Raw genomic sequence first — 6627 nt, 5'->3', positions numbered from 1 at the left:
GCCGGCGCGGCCGTGGCGGTGCTCGACGCCGACGCCGACGGCGCGGCCGGCGCCGCCGCGCAGGCCCGCGCCGTCGGCGCGACCGCCTGCGCCCGCCCGGTCGACGTGACCGACGAGGCGCAGGTCGCCGCGGCGCTCGACGCGGTCGCCGCCGAGCTGGGCGGCATCGACGCGGTGCTGCACGTCGCGGGCGTCATGCGCGGGCAGGGCACGGCCGTCGCCGACGTCCCGCTGGAGCTGTGGCAGCGGGTGATCGCCGTCAACCTCACCGGGCCGTTCCTGGTCGCCAAGCACGCCACCCGGCACCTGACCGGCGGCGACGGGGTGCTCGTCCTGGTCGGCTCCAAGGCCGGCGTGCAGACCGGGTCCGGCTCGGTACCCTACGGCGCGAGCAAGGGAGGACTGCACGGTCTGGCGTTGACGCTGGCCCGCCAGCTCGGTCCACAGGGGATCCGGGTGCACACGCTCTGTCCCGGGGACATCGACACGCCGCTGATGCGGCGGTCGCTGGACGAGGCGCGGGCCAACGGCACCGACGGCGTCCAGGTGGCCCGGATCGAGGCGGCCCTGGGCCGGCCCGAGGACGTGGCGTCGGTGCTGGTGCTGCTGGCGGCGCCGGTCAGCGCCGGCCTCGTCGGCACCGTCTACACCGGCTGAGCAGCCCGACCCCGACGGCCAGGGCGACGACGTGGAGGCAGCATCGTGATCGGGATCATCGGCCCGGAGGACTCGATCCGGCTCGTGCAGGAGGTGGCGGCCGGGGAGGGGCGCGCGGAGGAGGTGACCGCCCGCGCGTACACCAACCCCGAGCAGGCCCCGGAGCTGGCCCGCGAGCTGGACGACCTGTGCCAGGTGCTGCTCTTCACCGGGCGCATCCCGTACGCCTTCGCCGCCGCGGCCGGCGGGCTGCGCGCCGAGATCGACTACATCCGGCACGCCGGGATCGACCTGTACCGGACGCTGTCGCGGATGCTGCTGGCCGGCGGCGGTGAACTGCCCCGGGTCAGTGTGGACACCATCGAGGCGGACACCGTCCGGGAGACGTACCACGACATCGAGCTGGAGCCGCCCACCGAGATCCTGCCGATCGCGGACTCCTCCGGGCTGCTCTTCTCCGGCCTGGCCGAGATCACCGCCTACCACCGGGAGCGGTACGAGTCCGGGGCGGTGCAGGCGTGCCTGACCTGCCTCGGCGCGGTGCACCGGGAACTGCGCGAGCGCGGGGTGCCGGTGTGGCGGGTCGAGCACACCCGCGCCTCGGTCCGCGACGCGCTGCGCCGGGCCTGGCTCGCCGCCGAGGTACGCCAGTCCCGGGCCACCCAGATCGCGGTGATGATGGTCGAGCTGGCCGACTCGGGCCCCCGGCAGCAGGACCCGTACCAGGCGGAACGGCAGCGGCTGCGGCTGCGCGAGGCGCTGCTGGAGCACGCCGAGCGGATGCGTGGCCGGCTGAACGCCATCGACGACCGGACCCTGCTGATCACCACCACCCGGGGCACCGTGGAGAGCGCCATCGCCCGGCACCGCGCCGGTCACGCCTCCCTGCTCGCCCTGCGCGGCGTCGACGGCGAGCACACCGTCGGCTTCGGCGCGGGCACCACCATCGCCGCCGCCGAGGCCAACGCCCGCCAGGCCCTCGCCCTCGGCCGGGCCGGCGGCACGCACGTGGTCTTCCCCGACGGGGAGATCTACTCGACCCGGGAGAGCGCGGTCAAGCAGCGGCTGCGCGAGACCGCGCCCGGGGTGCTGCGGGTCTCCGAGCAGCTCCGCCTCGGGCCGCTGTCCACCCGCCGGCTGCTGGAGGCGCTGCACCAGATGGACCCCAACCAGGTCACCGCCCGGGGCCTGGCCGACGCGTACGGGGTGGAGACCCGCTCGGCCCGCCGGCTGCTCAAGTCGCTGCGCGCGGCCGGGTTCGCCGAAGAGGTCGGCGTGCACGTCAGCACCGGGGCGGGCCGGCCGCAGACCGTCTACCGGGTGGCCATGCAGCGCCTGGTCGGGGCGATCGGGGCGGACACGTGAGGTTCGCGCCGACGTACCTGGTCACCGCCACCTTCGCCGCCGACGCGGCCCGCCGCCGCGAACCGCACCGGGCCGCCCACCTGGCCCACGTGCGGGCGCTGCTCGCCGACGGCACCGCCCTGGTCGCCGGGGCGCGGGCCGACCTGCGCGCCTCCGTGCTCGTGCTGCGGGCCCCCGACGCGGCGGCGGCCCGCGCCCTCGTCGAACACGATCCGTACTGGCAACACCGGGTGTGGACGGCCATCGAGGTCATCGACTACCTCGCCGCCACCCCGCAGTCCCTCGGGAGGTCATGATGTCGCAGTACCGCCAGGTCCCCGGAGTGCGGGTGCTCGGCGCCGAACACGCGCCGTACCCGGCCACGCTGGTGGCCGACGCGTTGGGGGAGGGGACCGCGCCGGTGCGGTTCACCGCCGACGCGGCGCTGCCCGAGGGCGGGTACCGGATCGAGGTGCCGGCCAGCGGGGAGATCCGGATCGTCGGCGACCCGTTCGCCGGCCTGGTGTACGCCACCCGTGACCTGTTGGCCCGTCACACCCCCGCCGGCCTGCCCGTCGGCACCGTCGACAGCACGCCGGGGCTGCCGCTGCGCACCCTGTGGACCTGGGACCACTCCACCAACTGGGACCTGCGCCAGCTCGGCCAGCAGGAGATCGGCGCGCTGAACCCGTACGCCAAGGGGGCCGACGCGTTCGGCGCGGACTACCGGCGGCTGGTGGACTTCTGCAGCCGCGAGCGGATCGGCGGGATCGTCGTGTACGGCCTGCTGCGCGACGCCCACGGCGGCGTCGAGGCCGCCCGCGAGCTGTGCGAGTACGCCAACGCCCGGGGGGTGCGGATCATCGCCGGGGTGGGCATCAACGCCTACGGCGGCATCTACTTCGACGGCCGGCACCGGTACAACCTCGCCACCTGGCTGCGGCAGCGCCCCGACCTGGCCGCCGAGCTGCCGAAGAAGGTCGGCTTCGACATCGACGAGTTCGGTGACCTGCACTTCCCGGCCAGCGAGTACATGATGGCCGCCTGCCCGTCGCAGCCGGACAACCTGGTCTGGCACCGCGACGCCATCGACTGGCTGCTGGACACCCTGCCGGTCGGCGGGATCAACTTCGAGACCGGCGACTACGGTAGCTGCGCCTGCGCGCGGTGCGCCGGGCGTACCGGCGGCGAGCGCACCTCCTGGTCGTACGAGGCGATGCGGTCGGTGTACCCGACCCTGCTGGACACCGCCCGCCGGCCCGGCCCGGCCGGGGTGCCGCTGCGCCACCTGGTCGAGGTGTACTGGGACAACATCTTCGACCTCGAGGCGCAGAAGCCCTTGGCGGACCTGCCCGACGACGTGGCCTACCAGTACTGCGTCAACCGGGGCTTCTGGTACGAGCACCGGGACCGGCTCACCGCCGGGCACGTGGCGGCCCTGCCGCACACCACCAACGTGCTGCGTACCCACGCCGGCTCGCAGTGGAACCGGCAGCGGCACTCCTGGGTGCCGGAGCTGTACACCGACATGGCCACCCGCGGCGCCGCCGCCGGGCTGCGCGGGCTGACCATCTTCGCCGAGCCGTCGGCGTACCACCCGACCAACGAGGTCAGCTACCTGGCATACGCCCGGTTCACCTGGAACCCGGAGCTGACCTGGGAGGAGTTCTGGCGCGACGAGGTGGCCCCCCGGTTCGGGGGTTCGGCCGAGGCGACGGCCTTCCGGGACGGCGCGGCGCTGCTCGACGACCCGGCGGCCGGCGCGGACGCGCTGACCACGGTGCGCGGCGACGCGCTGGCCATGGTCGCCTCGACCTCCGGCGAGGTGCAGCGCCGCTGGCTGTGGCTGGCCGAGCGGGCCGCCCGCCACGCCCACTCCGCCGCCTGACCCGTCGGTGGTGGTGCGGGAGGCCCCGGCTACCGGTCCGTAGCCGGCAGCCGGGGCCTCCCACTGACCGGTGGGTCCGCCGGCAGGGCAGGCGGGCGGCGATGCTGCTCTCCGTCTCCTGTCGAGCTGCCCCGTCCGTGGGACCAGGGCTCCGGCCGGGACCGGGGCGGTGAGAACGCGCTCCGCGCGGGCGGGACGCCGTACCCGGGTCGGGTCGGCCCCGTTCCCCGCTTCAGACCGGGGAGGTCGGGGGTGGGGGGTCGTCGTCGGCCCGGTCGGCGGCCGGCAGCCAGAGCACGAAGGTGCTGCCCGCCCCGGGCCGGGAGTGCACCACCGCCTGCCCGCCGTGGGATTCCACGATCTGTCGCACGATGGCCAGCCCCAGCCCGGTCCGCCGGTCCGCGGAGCTGCCCCGGCCGGTCTCCCCGCGCCAGAACCGGTCGAAGACCCGGGACCGGTCGGCCTCCGCGATCCCCGGCCCCTCGTCGGTGACGGCCAGCCAGAGCCAGGAGCCGACCCGGCCGGTGGCCACGGTGACCGCCCCGCCCAGCGGGGAGAGGCGGACCGCGTTGGAGAGCAGGTTCCCGGCCGCCCGGCGCAGCGCGTCCGGGTCGCCGATCAGGGTCAGCCCGTCGCCGAGGGCGTACCGCAGGCGCAGCCCCCGCTCGGCGGCGAGCGGGGTGAAGTCCTCGCCGGCCTCCCGGGCGACCGCGCCGAGGTCGACGTCGGTGTCGGTGAGCGCCTCGCTGTCCCGCCGGGCGGTGGCCAGCAGGTCCTCGACCAGCCGGGACATCCGGGTGGTGGCCCGGTCGACGGTGGCCACCGCGGCGGCCCGCTCCGCCTCGGTCGCCTCCGGCGAGGTCAGCGAGGCGTCCAGGTTCGCCCGGATGATCGCCAGCGGGCTGCGCAGCTCGTGCGAGGCGTCGTCGATGAGCTGCCGCTGCCCCTGGAACGCCCGGTCCAGGCGGTCCAGCATCGAGTCGATGGTCTCGGCCAGGTCGCGCAGCTCGTCGCGGGGGCCGGTGAGGTGGATCCGCCGGGACAGGTCGGTGGCCTGGATCTCCCGCGCGGTGCGGGCGATCGCCCCGACCGGGCGCAACGCCCGTCCGGACAGCACCCAACCGATGCCGAGGCTGGCCACGAACAACCCGCCGAGGGCGATCAGCGAGTAGTCCCGTACGGTCTGCAACAGCCGCAGGTTCACCTCGTCCTCGATCTGCTGCACCTCGGCGACCTCGATGGTGGTGCCGGTCGGCACCGTCCGCCCGTCGCTCTTGAGCTTGACCAGTTGCGCCTCGTACCGCTTGGTGACCGGTTTCGGGTCCACCGCCCGGTCCACCGCCACGTACGCCACCGCCAGTCCCGCCCCGGCCAGGGCGAACAGCAGCGTCGAGTAGAGCACCGTCAACCGGAACCGGATCGACCGGAACAGCTTCACGCCGCCTCCTCCCGTAGCCGGTACCCGCGCCCGACCACCGTCTCGATCGACGGCTCGGCGCCGTCGCCGGTCAGTTTGCGGCGCAACGTCCCCACCGTCACCCGCACGGTCTGGGTGAACGGGTCGGCGTTGGCGTCCCAGACGTGCTCCAGCAGCTCCTCGGCGGAGACCACCCGGCCCGGGCGGGTCATCAGGTACTCCAGCACCCCGAACTCCTTCGGGGTCAGGTGCAGCCGCTGCCGGCCCCGGTGCGCCTCGTGCCGGGCGGTGTCCAGGGTCAGCGCGCCCACGGTCAGCACCGCCGAGGTGCCGCCGGTGTCCCGCCGCAGCAGCGCCCGTACCCGGGCCAGCAGTTCCGCCAGCGCGAACGGCTTGACCAGGTAGTCGTCGGCCCCCTCGTCGAGGCCCCGCACCCGGTCGCCGAGCGCGCCCCGGGCGGTGAGCATCAGCACCCGCAGGTCCCGCCCGGCGGCCACCGCCACCTCGCCGCGCCGGATCGCCCGGCACACCGTGAACCCGTCGACGTCGGGCAGGTTGACGTCGAGCAGCATCAGGTCGTACTCGTTCACCAGCAACCGGTCGTACGCCTGCGCCGCGTCCACCGCGACGTCGACGGCGTAGCCGGCGCGGGCCAGGCCGACGCGCAGGGCGCCGGCCAGGTCCTCCTCGTCCTCCACCACCAGCAGTCGCACGCGACCCAACCTAACCGGCCGCGATCAGCCGCTCCGCGACCCGGGCGGCCCGGTCGATGGGGATGGCGAAGCCGATGCCGATGCTGCCGCTGCCCTCCAGGGTGGCGATGGCGGTGTTCACCCCGACCACCTTGCCCCGGGTGTTGACCAGCGGGCCGCCCGAGTTGCCCGGGTTGATGGAGGCGTCGGTCTGCACGGCCGGCTGCCGGGTGCCCCCGCCGAGCCGGACCGGGCGGTCCAGCGCGCTGACGATGCCGGCGGTGACGGTGCCGGAGAGTCCCAACGGCGAGCCGACCGCGAGGACCGACTCGCCGACCCGGGTCTGACCGGTCGGGGCCAGCGGCAGCGGGCGCAGCCCGTGGCCCGCGTCGACCCGCAGCACCGCGATGTCGGTGTCCGGGTCCCGGCCGACCAGGCGGGCGGTGAGCCGGCGGCCGTCCGCGCCGACCACGCTGACCGTCCCGCCCCGGGCCACCACGTGGTCGTTGGTGACCACGTGGCCCCGGTCGTCGATCACGAAACCCGAGCCGGAGGCGGCCCGCCCCGACCCGCGCACCTGCACCGACACCACCCCGGGCAGCACCTGCCCGGCGGCGGCGACCAGGTCG

At 75.3% G+C, this 6627-nt stretch carries 7 protein-coding genes; 4 read left to right on the top strand and 3 right to left on the bottom strand.

The window, feature by feature from the left end; genetic code table 11:
• From AWW66_RS30845 to AWW66_RS30830, 4 genes are all read left to right on the top strand, one after another.
• The coding region (locus tag AWW66_RS30845; protein ID WP_157528213.1) for an SDR family NAD(P)-dependent oxidoreductase at positions 1–657 on the top strand (657 nt) is incomplete at its 5' end.
• A gap of 45 nt (positions 658–702) precedes the next feature.
• Positions 703–2022 (top strand): helix-turn-helix domain-containing protein, encoded by a 1320-nt coding sequence (locus AWW66_RS30840; protein ID WP_067373984.1) that lies wholly within the window; start codon positions 703–705, stop codon positions 2020–2022.
• Complete coding sequence (locus tag AWW66_RS30835) at positions 2019–2318, top strand: YciI family protein (protein WP_083979230.1); 300 nt, start codon at positions 2019–2021, stop codon at positions 2316–2318. Before AWW66_RS30840 ends, AWW66_RS30835 begins: the two co-directional genes overlap by 4 nt.
• The gene (locus AWW66_RS30830; protein WP_067373981.1) at positions 2318–3889 is read left to right on the top strand and encodes a hypothetical protein; all 1572 of its coding nucleotides are present in this window, start codon (positions 2318–2320) and stop codon (positions 3887–3889) included. Before AWW66_RS30835 ends, AWW66_RS30830 begins: the two co-directional genes overlap by 1 nt.
• Positions 3890–4121: 232 nt before the next feature.
• On the opposite strand, the gene AWW66_RS30825 is transcribed toward AWW66_RS30830, so the two are convergent.
• From AWW66_RS30825 to AWW66_RS30815, 3 genes are all read right to left on the bottom strand, one after another.
• Complete coding sequence (locus tag AWW66_RS30825) at positions 4122–5327, bottom strand: sensor histidine kinase (protein ID WP_067373978.1); 1206 nt, start codon at positions 5325–5327, stop codon at positions 4122–4124.
• Positions 5324–6019, bottom strand: a complete 696-nt coding sequence (locus tag AWW66_RS30820; RefSeq protein ID WP_211272159.1) for a response regulator transcription factor — start codon at positions 6017–6019, stop codon at positions 5324–5326. The genes AWW66_RS30825 and AWW66_RS30820 overlap by 4 nt, the downstream gene beginning before the upstream one ends.
• Before the next feature lie 10 nt (positions 6020–6029).
• On the bottom strand, positions 6030–6627 hold a 598-nt coding region (locus tag AWW66_RS30815), incomplete at its 5' end, for a S1C family serine protease (protein WP_067373975.1).

Source organism: Micromonospora rosaria, from assembly GCF_001567585.1.
GTDB lineage: Bacteria > Actinomycetota > Actinomycetes > Mycobacteriales > Micromonosporaceae > Micromonospora > Micromonospora rosaria.
This window is presented reverse-complemented; position numbering and strand designations above follow the sequence as displayed.